General features: G+C 61.6%; 16 protein-coding genes and 1 pseudogene. 4 read left to right on the plus strand and 13 right to left on the minus strand.

The window, feature by feature from the left end; genetic code table 11:
- Window positions 1-10: 10 nt before the first annotated feature.
- From AC2444_RS34110 to AC2444_RS34120, 3 genes are all read right to left on the minus strand, one after another.
- Window positions 11-1969, minus strand: a complete 1959-nt coding sequence (locus AC2444_RS34110; protein WP_128449878.1) for a DUF4384 domain-containing protein — start codon at window positions 1967-1969, stop codon at window positions 11-13.
- Between the two features lie 210 nt (window positions 1970-2179).
- The gene (locus AC2444_RS34115; protein ID WP_128407626.1) at window positions 2180-2557 is read right to left on the minus strand and encodes a hypothetical protein; all 378 of its coding nucleotides are present in this window, start codon (window positions 2555-2557) and stop codon (window positions 2180-2182) included.
- 292 nt (window positions 2558-2849) lie between these two features.
- Window positions 2850-3440, minus strand: a complete 591-nt coding sequence (locus tag AC2444_RS34120; protein WP_012763615.1) for a hypothetical protein — start codon at window positions 3438-3440, stop codon at window positions 2850-2852.
- Window positions 3441-3700: 260 nt separating this feature from the next.
- Between AC2444_RS34120 and AC2444_RS34125 the strand changes: the two genes are divergently transcribed.
- Window positions 3701-5311, plus strand: coding sequence for an NHL repeat-containing protein (locus AC2444_RS34125; RefSeq protein WP_128407627.1), 1611 nt, complete (start codon window positions 3701-3703; stop codon window positions 5309-5311).
- A gap of 12 nt (window positions 5312-5323) precedes the next feature.
- Here the strand turns inward: AC2444_RS34125 and AC2444_RS34130 are convergent, their stop codons facing one another.
- The 6 genes and pseudogenes from AC2444_RS34130 to AC2444_RS34155 form a co-directional block, all read right to left on the minus strand.
- The gene (locus AC2444_RS34130; protein WP_245460650.1) at window positions 5324-6553 is read right to left on the minus strand and encodes a methyltransferase family protein; all 1230 of its coding nucleotides are present in this window, start codon (window positions 6551-6553) and stop codon (window positions 5324-5326) included.
- Window positions 6554-6583: 30 nt separating this feature from the next.
- Window positions 6584-6913, minus strand: a complete 330-nt coding sequence (locus AC2444_RS34135; RefSeq protein WP_164902371.1) for a hypothetical protein — start codon at window positions 6911-6913, stop codon at window positions 6584-6586.
- A gap of 24 nt (window positions 6914-6937) precedes the next feature.
- Entirely contained in the window at window positions 6938-9517 is a 2580-nt protein-coding gene (locus AC2444_RS34140) for a caspase family protein (RefSeq protein ID WP_128407629.1), read from the minus strand.
- A 244-nt stretch (window positions 9518-9761) separates the two neighbouring features.
- Window positions 9762-11039, minus strand: coding sequence for an L-fuconate dehydratase (locus AC2444_RS34145; RefSeq protein WP_128407630.1), 1278 nt, complete (start codon window positions 11037-11039; stop codon window positions 9762-9764).
- 92 nt (window positions 11040-11131) lie between these two features.
- Window positions 11132-11866, minus strand: coding sequence for an SDR family oxidoreductase (locus AC2444_RS34150; RefSeq protein WP_017996873.1), 735 nt, complete (start codon window positions 11864-11866; stop codon window positions 11132-11134).
- A gap of 68 nt (window positions 11867-11934) precedes the next feature.
- Window positions 11935-12019 (minus strand): annotated as a pseudogene (locus AC2444_RS34155) (L-rhamnose mutarotase); the annotation flags it as partial.
- A gap of 320 nt (window positions 12020-12339) precedes the next feature.
- On the opposite strand from AC2444_RS34155, the gene AC2444_RS34160 reads away from it, so the two are divergent.
- The 3 genes from AC2444_RS34160 to AC2444_RS34170 all read left to right on the plus strand — a co-directional run bounded on the left by AC2444_RS34160 (window position 12340) and on the right by AC2444_RS34170 (window position 14661).
- Complete coding sequence (locus AC2444_RS34160; RefSeq protein WP_012763608.1) at window positions 12340-13125, plus strand: IclR family transcriptional regulator; 786 nt, start codon at window positions 12340-12342, stop codon at window positions 13123-13125.
- A 92-nt stretch (window positions 13126-13217) separates the two neighbouring features.
- Window positions 13218-14054 carry an amidohydrolase family protein gene (locus AC2444_RS34165; protein ID WP_128407631.1) on the plus strand — a complete coding sequence of 279 codons (837 nt, stop codon included), beginning with the start codon at window positions 13218-13220 and terminating at the stop codon, window positions 14052-14054.
- 202 nt (window positions 14055-14256) lie between these two features.
- A complete protein-coding gene (locus AC2444_RS34170) occupies window positions 14257-14661 on the plus strand; it encodes a helix-turn-helix domain-containing protein (protein WP_012763606.1) in 405 nt (134 codons plus the stop codon).
- Window positions 14662-14742: 81 nt separating this feature from the next.
- On the opposite strand, the gene AC2444_RS34175 is transcribed toward AC2444_RS34170, so the two are convergent.
- The 4 genes from AC2444_RS34175 to AC2444_RS34190 all read right to left on the minus strand — a co-directional run bounded on the left by AC2444_RS34175 (window position 14743) and on the right by AC2444_RS34190 (window position 17235).
- Complete coding sequence (locus AC2444_RS34175) at window positions 14743-15009, minus strand: hypothetical protein (RefSeq protein WP_012763605.1); 267 nt, start codon at window positions 15007-15009, stop codon at window positions 14743-14745.
- Between the two features lie 66 nt (window positions 15010-15075).
- The gene (locus tag AC2444_RS34180) at window positions 15076-15819 is read right to left on the minus strand and encodes a TfuA-like protein (RefSeq protein ID WP_012763604.1); all 744 of its coding nucleotides are present in this window, start codon (window positions 15817-15819) and stop codon (window positions 15076-15078) included.
- A complete protein-coding gene (locus AC2444_RS34185; protein ID WP_128407632.1) occupies window positions 15816-17078 on the minus strand; it encodes a YcaO-like family protein in 1263 nt (420 codons plus the stop codon). The genes AC2444_RS34180 and AC2444_RS34185 overlap by 4 nt, the downstream gene beginning before the upstream one ends.
- A gap of 13 nt (window positions 17079-17091) precedes the next feature.
- Window positions 17092-17235, minus strand: a complete 144-nt coding sequence (locus AC2444_RS34190) for a hypothetical protein (protein WP_012763602.1) — start codon at window positions 17233-17235, stop codon at window positions 17092-17094.
- Between the last annotated feature and the right edge of the window lie 96 nt (window positions 17236-17331).

Genomic DNA, 17331 nt, shown 5'->3' on the forward strand with positions numbered 1-17331 from the left:
CCCGCCTCAGCTACTCGCGGCGCCATTCGACGCGGCGGTTCAGCGCATCGACATCGTCTTCGGTGAGATTTGCGGTTGCGGTGACGTCCACCGGCTCGGATGCACCGCGGCCTTCGGCGTCGATTGTCGCGTCGAGGCCATTGCTCTTCAGGAAGTCGGCGACGGCCTGGGCGCGGCGTTCGGAAAGCTTCTGATTATAGTCGTCACCGCCGCGCCGGTCGGTATGGCCGATGAGGATGATGCGGCCGGGCTTCTGCTCTTTCAGCGCCTCCAGCAGCTCCTCGGCGGCTTCGGTGCCGATCGAGGTGAAGCTCGACTTGTTGAAGTCGAAGGTGATCGGAACCGGAATGGAGACCGGCACGATGCCGCGCACATTCTCGGAATAGATGCCGCCGAGCACGCCGCTGCGGTGATCCTTCTCGGCCGGCACGAAACTGCCTTCAGGATTGTCGCTCGTCGGGTTGGCGGCAAGGATGCGGGCCTGGGCGGCGCGCTGGATGAGATCGGAGATCGTCTCGGCCGGTGGCGCCTTCGGCGTGCGGGTCTCGTTCTTGATGATCTCGATCGCCTGCTGGTAATCGGCGGCGGCATCGGCGAAGCGGCGTGAGGAGAAATAGATTTCGCCGAGTGTGGCGGAGGCCTGCCAGAGCACCTGCGGGCTGTCGGCGGCGACAAGCAACGGCTCGTAATCGGCGACCGGCTGGTTGGCGGCCATCATCTCCTGGGCAGCCGAAAGCCTGAGGGCCGCGACGCGGCGCTGGGCATTCACCTGGAACTGGCCGCAATCGGCGCTGACGGCGATCGCATCGGCCTCAGACGCGGCGGCACTGATATCCTTGGCGGCAACGGCGGTGTTCAGCTTATCGAGAAGAGCCGTGCAAACAGGCGTATCGGCGTTTGCTACCTCGATCTCTTCCCCTGCCTGGCCAGGTTCGGCCGAACGGCCGAGGTTTAGCTGCGGCATCTTGATGCTGAAGCCGCCGGGAAGCTTGAATTGCGGCATCTTGATCTGTGGCATCGGCAGTTTCGGCATCTTCGTCTGGGACGTCTGGGCCGGCTGCTTATACTGCGTCGTCGGTTGCTTATATTGGGTCGGCTTGGTGGATGAAGTCGTATCGGCGGGCCCGATCAGCTCCAGTTCGTCGGCGGCAAGCTCCTGGCCGGGCGCCAGGTTGGTGACGATCTTGTATTTCTTCGGCGGCTGCTGTGCTGCCTGCTCGACGGGCTTCGGCGCGACCTTTTTCGGGGCAACAGGCTTCGGTTTTTCCACCACCGTTTCCGGCTTCTTGGCGACTTCCTGTTTCGTCACCGGCTTCGGCTTCGGAGCGGCTGCAGGTTTCGGGGCAACGGGCGGCTTTGCAGCCTGCTCGACCGGGGCGGGTTTTGCTGCGGGGGCGGCTGCGACGGGCGGGACAGCGGCCGGACTATCGACCGTCGTCAACATCAGCGTCTTGCTGCTGATCTTGGTGCCGAGGCTTCGGGCCTCTTCAAGGCTTCGGGAGACGGCATCCATGCCGCCGTCAACCGAGCGGAACATGCCGCCGCCGCTGCCGCCGAGATCGGCGAAGATGTTCAGCGGCTTGGAGGAATAGAAGACTTTGATCTGCTCCTGACCGACCGGGCCTGAAACCTGCAGCTTGGCGCCGCTTGCCGGATCCGGCACCTGCACGCGCTTGCCGGCGCCGACAAGGGCGTCGGTCTGGTACTTGTTCGGGAAAAGCTTCACGACTGCGCCATTCGGCGAGACATTCAGCACCGTGACATAGGCGTTCTCGGTCGACTGGATGAAGAGGCCGACAACTTCGCCGATGGCGTATTTGGCTTCAGCGCGATCGAAGGTGACGCTGACGGGCCCGGTCTGCGCCGGCGCTTCGGTCAACGTGCGTTCGTTCTGCGCCTCGACGGCGGGAACCACCGAGAAGAACGAAAGAAAGGTGGCTGCTGCCAAGATGGCTTTGCGGTTCGGCATTGGAAAACCTCCTCTTCGAACATCTCACACTGTGTTGAAGATGAGAATAGCACTGACTGGCGAAATTGGGATGCCTTTGCCTGTCTTGCTTGAGGGAGGGTTACAAATTATTTGGAACCGCCAAGAATCCGACAAGGCAAAGACGTGAGCAAGACTCACGCTCTGGCATAACCGGGGCCTGTTATAGTCCATTCAACTGCAGGGAGATGGTTAGTTCTTGGGTTTCTGCCCGGCTGATTTCAAAATCGAGATCAGGTCGCTCATTCCTTCGGGTGAGGAATTGTAGAGCCAAAGAATATCCGGATTGTCGACCGTGAATTCCTTGCCGGGGCCTGAGCCCATGTCGCGGCCGGGAGAGGTCGCATCGGGCAGCTTCGCCTCGCCGGGCGCCAGCCCCTTGGCGCGTTCTTGTTCGGCGATGATTGCAGTCGCCGCAGCAAAGGCCTTTTCGTCATGATGACGCAGCGCCGCAAGCGAGGGGTTTCGCGCCGCAAGCGCGTCTTCGGCAGGGCCGGAATGCGCGAGCTCAGGTATCTGCAGCGCCAGCAGAATGCCGATCGACAAGGTTATGAGCCAGGATTTCGTCATCGTCGTCACTTCCGTCTTATTGGCGCCACTGCGCGACAAAAGCACGTCGCATTAAACTTGATTCATGCGACGTGCTTTCGCTCTTTGTTTTTTGCATGTCGTTCTCCCGGAACCGCTGCACCCTTCCGGGCGACATGCATAGGCGCCCCGAGAATAGGGAGAGGCCGAAAGGAAGGCAACGGCGCACAGTGCCAATCGATTGGGAGGGTTGAAATCGGCTGGCAGCGGCGCTTTCGCTCTTTGTTTTATGCATGTCGTTGACCCACCGCCGCACACTTCCGGGCGACATGCATCAGAGGATCTTCAATTGCTGCAAGCCGAGGCGCAGATCGCGCAGCATCTCGCCGAAGATCTCCTCGATCATTCCGGTCGACCAGACGACCATGGTGCCGTAGGGCGAGCGCTTGCGCTGCATGAAGCCTGCCGTTTCGAAATCGATCAACGTCTTGCGGCAGGTCTCGCTCGACATCACCGCAACAAGGAAACGGGCGAGATTGGACTGGTCGATCGCGCCTGATTTGTCAGCCCAGTTCTGGATCAGCCGCGGCTTGGTGTCGGCGGTGAACATCGAGGCGAGCGCACGATCCTGTGAAAGCCCCAGACGCTGCAGCTTGGCCGGATCGCGGGTCAGCGAAACCACGTAATCATTGTGCAGATCGGCGAAGCGCTCGATGTCCTCGGCGGTGCTGATGCCGAAGACCTTCATCGAATAGAGGAACTCGGCCATCAGGTAGGTCGGCTCCGAGCGCAGTTGCGCCAGATGCTTGTCGTCCTTGCTGGCTGAGGCAGCGCAGACGCGGTCTGAGAAATCTATCCTCGCCGCGCGAACCTGCTCCAGCAAGCTTATATCGAGCGCCAGTTCGTCACCGTTCCATTCCAGCATAAGCATTCCCTGCCGACGAATCTTCGAGACGATGATCTTGTACTATCGCCCGCGCAGATCTCCAAATCGTTTGGAAAGCAACGGCTTGCTGAGAAGTCATATCTAGCCTACCATTTTTGAAAAGCGTGACGGTAACAGTGCATGATGCCGAAAAGTGTGATCGGTTTTCGGACGACATCATGCACTAACCTTAATTGAGAACAGGATTCAGATTTTTAGCCGGATCGGACTAAAATCATCCTGTTCTGGGGGTCGAGGCAATGCGTAGTTTTGGGTCGCATATTTTGTTTGCCGCGGCACTTGCGGTCGCCTCGCCGGTTTTTGCCAAAGACACGACGATCATCGAGCTTCGCGGCGGCGACGGCGCGCGTTCGGTCGGCATCATTTCTTCCAACGAGGAAGCGGAGGCATCCGGGCCGGCGGCGATCACCGTCGGTGACGACGGCACCATTTACATCCTCGACCAGAACAACGGCCGCGTGCTCGCCGTCGACGCCGAACGCTCGCAGGCCGAGCCTGCGATCCTGCCGCTGCCGGAAAATGCCACGGCGGAGGATCTCGCCGTCGTTCACAACGAACTCTACCTCTGGTCCGACGGCGTCGTGCCGCTCGAGCGCTCCACCGATGCCGACGGCCGCTCGCAGACGCTGCGCGCCGTCGACGGCGGCGCTGATGCCGACGACTACACCCGCTCGGTTTTCGCCTCCATGGGCTCGGTTTCGCCGGGTCCGCTGAACAGCATCATCGACGAGATCGGTCGCAGCACCAGCCGGCCCGAGGCCCGCCCGCCGGTCATTCAATATGTGCCGAGCCGCGGGCTCGGCGATATCGTCGCCGAGGTCTCGGCTGCTGCAAACGACAAGGCGGAGATCCTACTGCGGCGCAGCAGTTCGGAGGAGAATTTCCTCTCGCTGCAACTCGCCTCGGAAGGGCGGATCGGCACCGTCGAACTTCTCGACATCGACACGACGGGCAGGCCTTATGTGCTGGTCGAGCTCGTACCCGCCGACCGGCCCGAGCGCACCGGCATGCTGGTGGTGCGATTCACGCCGAACGGCGCGATGGACCGGGTCTACGACCTGCCGATCGAACCGGGTACGGTATTCTCCAGACGCTTCGTGGCGATCGGTCCGCGCGGTGACGTGCTCTATCTCCGCTCGCAGGAAAGCCGGGCGCAGGTGCTGCGGCTCGACGGCCGGGAGCCCGGCCGCAAGCTTGCCGTCGCTCGGCCCACCAAGCAGCCGGCTGCCGGCAAGCCCGGCAAGACGCCGAAGGTGGCGATCGTGCCGAAATCGCGCAGCGACGTCATCGAGCGGGCAATCGGCTTCGAGACGATGAACTGGCTGGTGACACCAACCGCCTATGGCAGGGATCCGGGACCGGGCTGCGTCAACATGAACCGGCTGCGCCGCCCGATCTACCTGATCGGCAAACGCGGCCAGACGGTCAAAGGTGTTCCCTACTGCTGGGGCTGCAAGACGCCGCTCGAGAATTTCATCGGCGGCGTGGAAAAGGGCCAGACCGCCGGCAACGTCTGCACCAAGAGCGCGCCGCAATCCAACATCCTCGGCGTCGATTGCTCCGGTTTCGTCAGCGACGCCTGGGGCCTGAAGATGCACGTTTCGACGCGCGCCATCCCCGGGATCACCAAGCGCCTCTCCGACCCCTGGTCAATGCGGCCGGGCGATGCACTGAACAAGCCCGGCTCGCATGTGCTGCTGTTCATGCGCTTCACGGCCGATAAGAAGGTGGAGGTGATGGAGGCCTCCCCAAATGCCTGCAAGGGCCGCGTCTGCCGCAATACCTATTCGCTCGGCAGCCTGTTGATGCGCGGCTACCAGCCGGTGCGCTTCAAGGGGCTCGATGGCTAAACGGCGGGAAACTCACGCCGCCGGTCTTGATGTCAGCCGCCGCTTCGCCATCGCCAGAAGTCCATGCGCCGCGACGCTGCCGGCATAGTCCCGATAGGCGGGGTCCCGGCTTAACATGCGTTCTTCGGCGCGGGCGCGCAGCAGGTAGATAAGACTGACGATCGCCAGCATGCCGGCCCGGGCAAGTCCTTCCGCAAGGCCGCTGGCGAGGAAGCCTGGGATCGCAACCAGCCACCAGGCGATGTTCTTCGAGACATAGGCCGGATGCTTCATGAAGCGATAAGGGCCCGATGTGATGATGCCGCGATGCGTGAGATTGGAAAATCGCGGCCCGAAAGCGACGGTCGCCCAGACATAGATGAGGGTGCAGAACAGCGTCGCGACGCTCCAGAGGATAAAGACGGCCGAACCTTCCTGGATCACCGTCTCCCAGCCCGGCCCCTCGCCATAGGGCACGAAAGCATGCGAGATCGCAGGGAAGAACGGCTCGTAACAGATGAGACACACGAGCCAGCCGAGTGCGGTCGTCTCCGTTGCCCTGACATTCCATCCGAAGAGCTTGAAAGTCGCGACATAGCCGCCGGCGGCAAGCACGATGTCGAGAAGAAAGGCAAGCCGCAACAGGCCTTCGAACCATGCCGCCGAAAGCGGCGGAAACGCCCAGGCCGGCTTCTCGGCAAGATCGGAAAGAGCCGCCATGCCGCCCGAGAACATCAGCACGAGAAAGAAACACTTGATCGCGAGCAGGCGCAATGCAAACAGCACGTCCTCCTCGCGAAAATCCTGCATCAACACCGCGCGCCCGACCTGATTGAGATAATCGTCGGGCTCCTCCGCGACTAAATCGGTGACCGCGACGTAGAGAATGGTGGCGCCGGCAAGTGCGATGGAAAGGGGAATAGTGGTGTGCCCAGCCTCGATGATCCATCGGACCGCCGACGACTGCGTGAAAAACGGAAAGACCGAACAGGCGATCACGACCACGCCAAGCAGCGCGGCGAGGCCCACAAGCTTCGTCCCGATGCGACGCCAGAAAATGGCGGGAGCCTCGTCTCGTCTCTTTCGCGATGCCCAGGTCGAACGAGCAGCGAATGTGCCGTCGACGGCGATCCACGCCAGGAGAAGGCAGAACACGGCAAGCGCCATTGCCTTGCCGGGCTCAAGCTGCAGATAGGTCGAAAGCGCAATGCCGGCTACTGCGCCAATGAGGGTTGCGGCTTGTATCGCGAGGCTGATAAACAACGCATCAAACAGCGTAACTACTGATGTTTATTAGTTCCACTGGCCACCGCTAGAACTGGAAGAGCTGCCGCTGGAGCTGGAGGAGCCGCTCGAGCCTGAGCCGCCGCCCATGCCGCCGCCGCCGGAATTCCCACTGGAACTGTTCTCGGAGCGGGAGAAAGCCGGTGGATTGTTCTGTGCGGCCACTCTTCTAACGGTGGGCGTGGTTTTCCTGGCAGGCGTGGCGCTCCTGGCCACCGGCTCTTCGCTGGCAAACAGCGTCCTGGCGCCAGGATCGAAGATGCAACTCTGCAGGATCGCGCCTGAGCCTGCGATGAATGTCGAGCACAATAGCATACGGATGATTAGCTTGTTGTTCATATAGGGCGCCCCCGGACCGCCGTTTCAGAAGAGATCGTACCTCGGATTTCGCTTTATCCATGTCGCTTTGGCGAGCTTGACGAGCCTGTCATCGAGCGACTTGGTCTTTGGAATTGCCTTTTGCTCTTGAGCGCTCAGCTCGGCCGCAAAGACGGACTCCGCATTCTTCTTGGCAGCGCCAGGAAGCCTCTTGAGTTCCGCCAGCGCCTGGTTCTTCGGATCGCCGCTGCCCGGCAAGTTGATGGCGGTCGCCAGAGCGAAATAACGAGCCGCGATCGCAAGGCTGTCAGCGTCCGCGCCCTCTTCCTTCGCGAGCATCGCGCGGTCGAGTGCGCCCCAATAGTCGCCGCGCTCCGCACCCACCTCGAGCCACTTTACCGCTTCCGCCTTGTCCGCGACAACGCCGACACCGTCGCGGTACATACGCCCGAGATTAGTTGGGGCATAGGGCTGACCGCCCTCGGCCGCCCGCGTGAAAAGCTCGAGCGCTTTCGGGAGATCCGCCGGTGCGCCTTTTCCAAAGCGGTAAACGAGAGCCAGATTGTTCTGGGAATAAATGTCATTGCGCTCGACACCGGCTTCGTAGAAGCGGATGCCGCGCTCCGGATCGGCCGGGACATTGACGCCGTTTAGGAAAATATAACCGAGAGCGTTCATTGCATAAGTATGGCCCAGATCGGCTGCCTGGAGCATCATGCGTAATCCCTGCTGCTGATCCGCCTCAATACCCCGACCAAAATACAGGGCATTCCCAAAGCTCTGCAGCGCGTAGGGATCCCCTTTTTTCGCTGCTGCCTCAACAATCTTCGCAGCTTTTCCAGCATCGCGCGGCACGGTTGCACCGATCTCATACATGCTCGAGAGATGCTGGATTGCCCGGACATGTCCGGCATCCATCGCCTTCTTGATCGTCGCAAAAGCCGTCTTGGCGTCGCGGTTGGCAAGCTGGGCACGGCCAAGTTGATAGACGAAGCGCGCCACCTCGGGATAGGCCTTTATCGCCTCCGTGCAGGCCGACAGTGCTTCATCGGCGTCGATCTCGTTCGGCAACTTGCCTGCCGTCACGCCCTGCAGGTCGAGCGGAGCCGCGGCTGACGTATCGCAGGCGTCGAGCGTCGGCTTGAAAGTGACGGTCGCCGGCGGCAAGTCGTCGTTGGCTGCCTGCAGCGTCAGGGCGAAAGGCTGGTTTTCAGTGCCGATCTGGGGCTCGTAGGAAAGCGCCGGGATATCGGCGGCTTCAAGCACGTGTCCGAGACCGATCACCCGGTCTCCGGCGCGCAGCGTGCCCTTGTCGGGCAGGGCCGCGACCTTGAAGGTCATCTCCGCGGCCGATGCCGGCACGACCGGCAGGCTGGCTTCTACAGGGCCGACGCCGATCGTCGTTTCGACGTCGCGCGGCAGCGTCTTCAGATAGGCGTCGGCATCGGCAAGCCGCACCTGTTTTTCCTGCTCGAGCTGGGCGAGCTTGGCGCCGGCGTCGGCCGAGACGGTGATTGCGACGACGCCCTGCGCCGCCTGCCCGTATGGATCGCTCACGGTATAGCCAATCAGGCCGACGGTTCCGGCAGCAACACCTGATGAATCATAGGTCAGCGCCGTCAGTGCCGCGGCAGGCATCTTTGCACCTTGCTCGACCGGCTTGCCGTCGAAGCTGAGCTTGCCGGTCTTAGGCAGTTGGTTGACGGTGACGAGCAGCGCCGAGCCGGTCTCGTCATGCGGCGGAGCGATCGGCAATTTGGTCGTGGCCGCACCCTCCGGCACGCTCACCTGCTGCATCGATTCGACGCTCGGCGGCGGCGGCGCCGGAATGAAATAGAAGCTGTCCATCAGCGAGGAGTTTTCCCAGGGGACCTGCTTGCCGCCGGTCATGGCCATCACGTCGCGGCGCACATCGGTCAGGACCTGGCGGATTTCCTTGTTGGGTTCGCTCGCCCGCTTGATGAAGGATTCGGAATAGGGGCTGAGCGCGCCGGTGCCATCGAGCGCCACCTGGCCGGGTTCTGTGGAAAAGGCGATCAGGCTGCCGAGGTCGCTGTCGATGCGCGCAAGTCCGCGCGTGGCGCCGACCGGCTCCAGTTTCTCCGCCATCCAGAATTTCTGGGCATTGAAGGGATTGTTGCGGCAGGCGTCGAGGAAGATCAACTGCACCCGCGAATTCTGCTTGAGATGGTTGAGGATGAGGTCGAGCGGCATGGTCTGCGTCTCGACGTCATAGGGCGTCTCCAGCGTCGCATCGACTGGCACGATGAAATTCTGGCCGCCCACCTGGATGCCGTGGCCCGAATAATAGATCAGGCCGGCCTCGGCATTGCTGGTCGAACGCAGGAAGCGGCGCACCGTATCTTCGAGCCCGATGCGGTCGACATTGACGCCGATCGTCACATCGAAACCGGCCGCGCGCAACGTGGTCGCGACCTCTTCGACATCATTGGCAGGATTGGGAAGCGAGGGCAGCGTCTTATAGACGGAGTTGCCGATGACGAGAGCGACGCGGCGTCCGCTCTCTTCTGTAACGGCGGCAAATGCCGTGGTAATCGACAGCAGCATTCCTGCAACAATCAGCAGATAAGCGCACAGTCTCTTGGCGTGACGAAACTTGGGCATGGCTCGATCGCAAACATTCTATTGTCTAAGTTCAATAAAATTTGCTGGCCTGCTGGTGCTAGGCCCCCTCCGCATTCACACTGCAAAGCTATTCCTCGGCGCTCTAAAAAGCAAGCTTCGCCGCCTCCAAGTGAATTGGAGCAGTCCCGGCAGATTGGAAGCCCATCGGTAGTAGGAAAGACTATTGAAATCAGGAAATTATCATGCGGCCGGAATTGGATACGTCATCCCCGGCGCAGTTTCCTTAACCTCCAAACGTATAGTTGCCGATCGAGGCCGGTTTCATCTCGATGGAGAAGCCCGGCAGGGTGGGCGGCATGTAGGCGGCGTTCTCGATCAGGCAGGGATCGAGGAAGTGTTCGTGCAGGTGATCGACATATTCGATGACGCGACCTTCCTTGGTGCCCGACACCGCGACGTAATCGATCATTGACAGATGCTGCACATATTCGCAGAGCCCGACGCCGCCGGCATGCGGCCAGACCGGCAGGTCGAACTTGGCGGCGATCAACAGCACGGAGAGAACTTCGTTCAGTCCGCCCATGCGGCAGGAATCGATCTGCACGATGTCGATCGCACCCTCGGCGATGAACTGCTTGAACATGATGCGGTTCTGGCACATCTCGCCGGTCGCGACCTTCACCGGGCCGATCGCCTGGCGGATCTTGCGGTGGCCGGCGACATCGTCGGGGCTTGTGGGTTCCTCGATGAAGAACGGTTTGGCGAAGGAAAGAGCTTTGACCCAGTCGATCGCCTGGCCGACATCCCACACCTGGTTGGCGTCGATCATCAGGTAGCGGTCGGGGCCGATCACCTCGCGGGCAATCCTGAGACGGCGGATATCGTCTTCCAGATCGCGGCCGACCTTCATCTTGATATGGTTGAAGCCGGCATCGATTGCCTCCTGGCAGAGGCGGCGCAGTTTTTCGTCGCCGTAGCCAAGCCAGCCGGCCGAGGTCGTGTAGCAGGAGTAGCCCTCTTTTTCGAGGATGGCGATGCGTTCCGCCTTGCCCGCCTCGGCACGCTTCAGGATCTCGACCGCCTCGTCGCGCGTCAGAACGTCAGTGAGATAGCGGTAATCGACGATATCGGCGATCTCTTCCGGCGACATCTCGGCGACGAGGCGCCAGACGGGCTTGTCGGCCTGTTTGGCGAGCAGATCCCAGACGGCATTGACGACCGCGCCGGTCGCCAGATGAATGGCGCCCTTCTCCGGCCCGATCCAGCGCAGCTGGCTATCGCTGGTCAGATGCCGCCAGAAGGTGCCGGGATGGGCGAGAACTTCGGCGAGGTCGGCGCCGACGACGAGGTGGCGCATCGCTTCTATCGCCATGCAGCAAATGTCGTTGCCGCGGCCGATGGTAAAGGTCAGGCCATGGCCGGCAAGGCCGGGCGCGTCCGTATCGAGAATGACGTAGGCCGCCGAATAATCCGGATCGGGATTCATCGCATCCGATCCATCCAGGCTTTGCGACGTGGGAAAGCGGAGATCGAAGACGCGAAGGTCGGTGATGCGGGTCATGATGTTTCTCCCGATTGGTAGGCCGACCACATGGGGTCGGCTGCTGGGGCCGGACCGGCCGACGGGACCGCCGGCCGCATCGTCGGCTGAAATCAGATCGTCCAGCCGCCGTCGATGGCGATCGCCTGGCCCGACGTGTAGGTCGCGCCGGCGAGATAGACGGCGAGATCGGCAATCTCTTCCGGCGAGCCGAGCCGGCCCATCGGCTGGCGGGCGATGAAGGCGGCACGCGCCGCGTCGTAATCGCCCTGCGCCCGCATGCGGTCCTGCAGCGACGGGCTTTCCACCGTGCCGGGGCAGATGGCGTTGCAGCGGATGCCCTGACCGACATAATCGGCGGCAACGGCTTTGGTGAGCCCGATCACCGCCGCCTTGGTGACACCATAGGCGAAGCGGTTCGGCACGCCCTTGATGCTGGAGGCGACGGAGGCCATGTTGATGATTGCCCCGTCCTTGCGCTCGATCATGCCGGGCAGCACGGCGCGGATGGTGCGGATCATCGCCTTGACGTTGAGGTCGAAGGCGAATTCGAGATCGGAATCCTTCATTTCGAGGATCGAGCCGGCATGGACGAAGCCGGCGCAGTTGAAGAGCACGTCAACGGCTCCGATCTCGGCGACGAGAGCCTTGACCGCATCGGCATCGAGCACGTTCAGCTTATGGGTGGAAACACCGGTCTCCGCGGCAAGCGTCGTTAAGGCCTCCGTGTTGATGTCGGTCGCGTGGACCTTGGCGCCGATCGCGGCAAAGGCTGCCGCCGTCGCCCGGCCGATGCCCTGGCCGGCGGCGGTGATGAGAACGGTCTTGCCGGAAAGTCTGTTTGTCATATCACGGGCCTTTTCTGAAATGGACTAAGCTGGACGATGGAATGCGGTTCATGTCTTGGCGAAGCTCGGTCGTGATGGCGTCTTGTCCATCGTCGTCCACCATTCGCCCTCTTTGCGCGTTTCAAGCGGGTTCTGGCAAGGCATCCAGGCCGACATTGCGTGGGCCTGGCTTCGGATGCGCGGGGCTCTCTGTATTAAATGGAGGACTTGCCACTGTTGCAAAGGCAGATCAGCGCCGGATCCCGCTGACCGGCTGAATGCGGAGGCTTGACGACGGCAACCGTCGCCGGCTCCAGGGCCGATGGCCATTCCCATGCGTTGCATGGTCGTTCCTCCCTGTCCTCGGCATGTTCTTCAGTGATGATTTGTCTGTTTATAGACAAACAAACGATTGGCCAAGGGTCAAGTGCGAAGTTTTGCTTTTCCGGCTGCGGTTCTGCGTATATGCAGACTGATATTCACAGGAGGAAGCAATGGAGACTGACGAGTCCGACCGCTACCGCGCTCCTGCCCTCGACAAGGGCCTCGATATTCTGGAATTGCTCGCCGGCGTCGACAGCGGCCTCACCCAGGCCGACATCGCCAAGCGGCTCGACCGCAGCCCCAACGAATTCTACCGCATGCTCGATCGCTTGGTGCGCCGCGGTTACGTCACCCGGCTGGATGGCGACCGCTACTCGCTGACGCTGAAGCTCTTCGGCCTTGCGCAGCTGCACGCTCCGGTGCGCCGGCTCGCCTCCTATGCCACGCCGCTGATGCGCGATCTCGCCCAGCGCACGCGCCAGGCCAATCATCTCGCCGTCTTCGATCGGGGTGCTGCCGTCGTCATCGCCCAACAGGAGGCGCCGGACTATTGGGGGTTTTCGATCCGCATCGGCGCCCATATCAGCCTCTTCGACACCGGATCGGGGCATGTGCTGCTCGCCTTCCGCAGCGAGGAGGAGCGGGAGATGATGATCTTAGAACATGTGCGCAGTCGTGCGGAGGTCGAACTTGGGCCAGAATTCTACGATCGTCTCGACCAGATCCGCGAGCGCGGCTACGAGATGATGGCGAGCGCCCAGACATCTGGCGTCTACAATCTTTCAGCTCCCGTTCTCGGACCGGACCACCGCTCCATCGCCGCCCTCACCTGCCCCTTCATCGCGCTCGTCAACGCGCCGTCGGCTCCCGATATCACCCAGGCGATCACGCTGGTGCAGAAGACTGCTGCCCAGCTTTCGCTGCTTGCCGGCGCCAGTGTCGTCAATTCCGGCTGACGGGTGGCATCGGCGCGAAGCGGGAATTTCTATTTGAACAATCCATTCACAGGGGATAGGTTGCGGCAAAGCCACGTCCTGAGGAGAGACGCGTGTTCATCGACACCCATCTGCATATCATCGATCGGTCGGCGCTGCCCTATCCCTGGCTCTCCGGCGCGCCTGATCTCGATCATGATTTCCTCTACGAGACCTATGCGACGGAGGCGAGGCGCTGCGGCATCACCACGGTGTTGCACATGGAGGTCGATGTCGATCCCACTGCGATGCAGACCGAGACCGATCACGTCGCCAAGATCGCCAAAAAGGAAGGCAGTCTGATTGCCGGCGCCATCGTCTCCTGCCGGCCGGAAGCGGAAGGCTTTGCCGCCTATCTCGAGCGGCAAAGGGCCGATCCCTTCGTCAAGGGGTTTCGCCGCGTGCTGCATGTCGTGTCCGATAATGTCTCCGAAGGCGCCCTGTTTCGCGAAAACATCAGGCGTATCGGCGGCAGCGGCCTGACTTTCGACCTCTGCACATTGCCGCATCAGGCGAGCCGTGTGACCGCCCTCGCCGATCTTGCGCCCGACGTACAGTTCGTTCTCGACCATTGCGGCGTGCCGGATATCCGCTCGGACGCCTTTGAGCCCTGGAAGGCCGGGATATCAGAGATTGCCCGGCGGCCGAATGTCGTCTGCAAGGTCTCCGGCGTCGTCGCCTATGCCGATGCGAAGACCTGGACGGCAGAAACGCTGCAGCCCTATATCGAACATGTGATCGCGAGTTTCGGCTGGGACCGCGTCGTCTGGGGCAGCGACTGGCCGGTCTGTACGCTCGGCGGCGGCCTCTCGACCTGGGTTGCGGCGACCCATGCCATGCTTTCCGGCGTGAGCGAGACGGAGCGCTCGAAGTTGCTTTTCGCCAATGCACAGCGCCTTTGGTCGCTCTGACGTCACAAAATAAAGCGGCCGGTCTCCTGGGCGTGTCATTTTGGCATGTTTTTTGTACCATTCCGGGACAAAAAAGGCCAGATATTCGGGCTTAACGCTATCTACATGCAAGCAATTGCTAGCCTTAATTATCTCGGCTAAAAGTTGTTGACACGGATATGGCGAATAACCCCCTGTCCGCTGCCTTCAGAAGGGAAATAAGATGAAAGAAGAACCGCATTCCGTCGATGTTCACGTCGGAAAGACGATCCGCATCCAGCGTCTGTTGAGGAAAGTTTCTCAGACGGAACTGGGCGATCGTGTTGGCGTAACGTTCCAGCAGATCCAGAAATACGAAAAGGGCTCCAACCGCGTTTCCGCCAGCATGCTGGTCGAAATCGCCGGCGCGCTGAAGGTTGATGTCAGGACGTTCTTCGACGACCTGTCGACCCCTGATAATGCCAACGACAACCCCGCTCCCAGCGAGGAATTCGTTATTTCGCGCGAAGGCGTCCTTCTCAACGCGGCGTTCTTTTCGATCAAGAACGAAGCGCTTCGCAAGAAGATTCTGAAGCTCGTCCAGGCGATTGCCAACACCGAACAGCTGGACACCGAAGCGGCCGAATAGACCGGTTGCCCTTCACGCGAACCCAACGGACCGCATGAGGATCAACAAGGATCTATGAGGATCGATAGCGATTGATCGGGATCAATGGCGATCGATCAGGATTAGATTCTCGCTGGCATCCTTCATTGCGATCTTGGCTTTGCTGCCGACCAGCTTCTCGAGATTGACGTCAAGCTCCCTGTCGGGATCTATGCCGTCCCAATCGATGACGACCTGCAGCAGCGCCATGTTCGTCAGGTGCATCAGATTGCGCAGCTGAAGCTTTTCAGCCTCCTCCTTGGCTGCCGACAGCAGCCGGAAGATCCTTGCGTATTCGCTGCCGGTAGCTTCGTTGTGTTGTTCAAACATCGTTCCCGCCCTCTTTGGTCGTGGAACCCTACGATTCCATCATTACTGCATCTTCCGCCGCGACCGTTATTCAAGCGTTACAGGAACCGCATTGCGCGTGACTTCGGCGTGCAGGAGTTCCCAGTGCGAGGTCGCGGCAAAGCGCCAGTCACGGTTGATAGGGCGGAATTTGTCCAGGCACAGCCATTCCAGCACCAATAACGCGTCGCCCCGCTTGCGCTCGACGCGGTTCCCCCGGATGGCGGCGAGGATGTGGTCGCGGCGCGGCTTGCGGAAATGGCACTCGTCGGCCACCTTCGCATAGGTGCGCTCGGAGAAATGCAGGAAACGGCCGGCAAGCAGGAGTTTCTTGCGCTCGGCGAGCGAAATTTCGCCAACGGCGTGAAGCGCATCGATGGTCGGCTCGAAATCGACCCAGGGTACGGAAAGCGGCAGCCAGCCGAGCTCCTGCGGCGCATGCACAAGCGCGACGGCCTCGTCGTCGAGCAGCCGCCCTGACTCGTAATCTTCGAAGATCGAGCCGAGCCCGACCATGCCGAAGGGCGCGCATTCGGCTGCCCGCAGCGCGCCCATGCTGGCGCCGCCGGCAACGGCGACATCATGTTCGAGTGCGTAAAGTATTTCCTTGTGCCAGACCGAGGGCAGATCGCCGAAATAGCCGTCGACGAGACCGATCGCGGTGGCGCCGTCCTGAACGGCCTTCAGGATGTCGCCGGCAGCCGCCGGCGGCCGGAAATCGATGCGGGAGGACATGGCTCTTGCTGCGGCAAGATCGCTGCCGAGGCTCGGGCCGACGAACAGCACCTTCATGATTCGGCTCCTCTCATGGTGTTGACGGCGCGCAGGCCGAGCTGGATATATTGGCCTGAGATATCGACCTCCAGTCCCGGCACGATCACCCTGACGACGGAGACCGGCAGGGCCGGGTGCGGAAACGGCACGACGACGATCTGCTCGATGCCGGTTGCCGCCAGCCGGTCGGCAATATGGCCGATGGTGTCCTGGATCGTCGCCGGGCGGCGATCGCGGGCGTGGAACGAGCGCATCCGGCCGTCGCCCTCGCACAGTTCGACCACCTGCTGCATCGCCGCACTCCTGTCGAGCCGCTGATAGATGCGCGGCGAGAAATCGTCGCGGCTGCCGGCAATCGCGGTCAGCCGGCTCTGCGCCGCTTCGGTGATGGCGCGCAACGCGGCGCGCACCGGATCGGGGTGGCAGCCGCAGCCACCGCAGACATGCGACCAGCGCGCGTCGACACGGTCTGAAATGTTGCCTGGCATGATGACGGCCAGAAAAGCGGGAACGCCGATATCCGTCGTCATGTCGAGCAGCAGCAGTTTCATGCCGGCACGGGTGATCCGGTCGGTCATGACATCTATGACCGCATCGCCGAAGGAGGCGGGGTTGATGCGGCTCTCCTTCAGGCGCTCGGGCGACTTCAGCTGGGTCAGGGCCCAGGCGTCGCGCTCCACCAGCTCGCAAAGCCCATGCAGGACCGCTTCGGACGGGGTGTTGCCGGAGGCGAGCCCATCGCTCGACTGCTCGAAGCCGGGCGGCCTCTCGCCGCGATGGTCGAGACCGACGAGCCACCAGGGCACGAAGACGCTGCTGCCGGAAAGAATGTCGAGCCCGGAGCACCAGGGGATGGGAGCTCGTCCGATTTCGTCGGGTGCGCAGCGTGCGACATTGTCGAGATCGATCATCGCGGCATGCTCCGCCCGCATGTTCTCGATCGTTGCCTGCGTCATGTCGTTGGGGGCAATTTCGGCGATCCGCGTCTCGACCGCCTCCATCGCCGCCGAGGCCATGGCGGCATCGTTATCGATACCCTTGCCCTGAAAGACCGAGAGCGTATGGCTGTTCGGCCTCGTTGCGAAGGCGACGGGGATGTTCAAAACGTCGAGTGCAGTCAGGAGGCCGACGCGCGTAATGCCGAATTCGCGCAGATGCGGCCTGATGGCTGCCAAGGTCTGCGCCGGCGTGACGGCGCGGTCATGGTAGTCGCTGACGCCGGCCGATGATCGTTTAAGGTCACCGGCAAGCGTTTCAAGGTCGGTGAAAGCAGACATACCGATCTGTTCCCTAGCGGAACCTCAGCGCATGCGTCAGGCTCTCGAGCGCATTGGCGGAAACGTTGAGCTCGTCCTGCTTCATGGCTGCCTTGGCGGCTGCAGAGAAGCGCAGTGACTGTGTCTGAGCTGCGGTGGTGTCAGCATTCGTCTTCATGTTTCATCTCCGATTGGTTAGACAGCGCCTTGCTGCCGTTAACCATCGGAGGGAAACATTGCCTGCGTCATTTAAGCGTTACAGGCTTCGTTAAAA

This window comes from Rhizobium sp. WSM1328, assembly GCF_057653715.1.

Bases quoted from the DNA above. Each gene is read 5' to 3' on its own strand.
- AC2444_RS34110 (WP_128449878.1), bottom strand. From the start codon at position 1,969: ATGCCGAACCGCAAAGCCATCTTGGCAGCAGCCACCTTTCTTTCGTTC.
- AC2444_RS34115 (WP_128407626.1), bottom strand. From the start codon at position 2,557: ATGACGAAATCCTGGCTCATAACCTTGTCGATCGGCATTCTGCTGGCG.
- AC2444_RS34120 (WP_012763615.1), bottom strand. From the start codon at position 3,440: ATGCTGGAATGGAACGGTGACGAACTGGCGCTCGATATAAGCTTGCTG.
- AC2444_RS34125 (WP_128407627.1), top strand. From the start codon at position 3,701: ATGCGTAGTTTTGGGTCGCATATTTTGTTTGCCGCGGCACTTGCGGTC.
- AC2444_RS34135 (WP_164902371.1), bottom strand. From the start codon at position 6,913: ATGAACAACAAGCTAATCATCCGTATGCTATTGTGCTCGACATTCATC.
- AC2444_RS34140 (WP_128407629.1), bottom strand. From the start codon at position 9,517: ATGCCCAAGTTTCGTCACGCCAAGAGACTGTGCGCTTATCTGCTGATT.
- AC2444_RS34145 (WP_128407630.1), bottom strand. From the start codon at position 11,039: ATGACCCGCATCACCGACCTTCGCGTCTTCGATCTCCGCTTTCCCACG.
- AC2444_RS34150 (WP_017996873.1), bottom strand. From the start codon at position 11,866: ATGACAAACAGACTTTCCGGCAAGACCGTTCTCATCACCGCCGCCGGC.
- AC2444_RS34160 (WP_012763608.1), top strand. From the start codon at position 12,340: ATGGAGACTGACGAGTCCGACCGCTACCGCGCTCCTGCCCTCGACAAG.
- AC2444_RS34170 (WP_012763606.1), top strand. From the start codon at position 14,257: ATGAAAGAAGAACCGCATTCCGTCGATGTTCACGTCGGAAAGACGATC.
- AC2444_RS34175 (WP_012763605.1), bottom strand. From the start codon at position 15,009: ATGTTTGAACAACACAACGAAGCTACCGGCAGCGAATACGCAAGGATC.
- AC2444_RS34180 (WP_012763604.1), bottom strand. From the start codon at position 15,819: ATGAAGGTGCTGTTCGTCGGCCCGAGCCTCGGCAGCGATCTTGCCGCA.
- AC2444_RS34185 (WP_128407632.1), bottom strand. From the start codon at position 17,078: ATGTCTGCTTTCACCGACCTTGAAACGCTTGCCGGTGACCTTAAACGA.
- AC2444_RS34190 (WP_012763602.1), bottom strand. From the start codon at position 17,235: ATGAAGACGAATGCTGACACCACCGCAGCTCAGACACAGTCACTGCGC.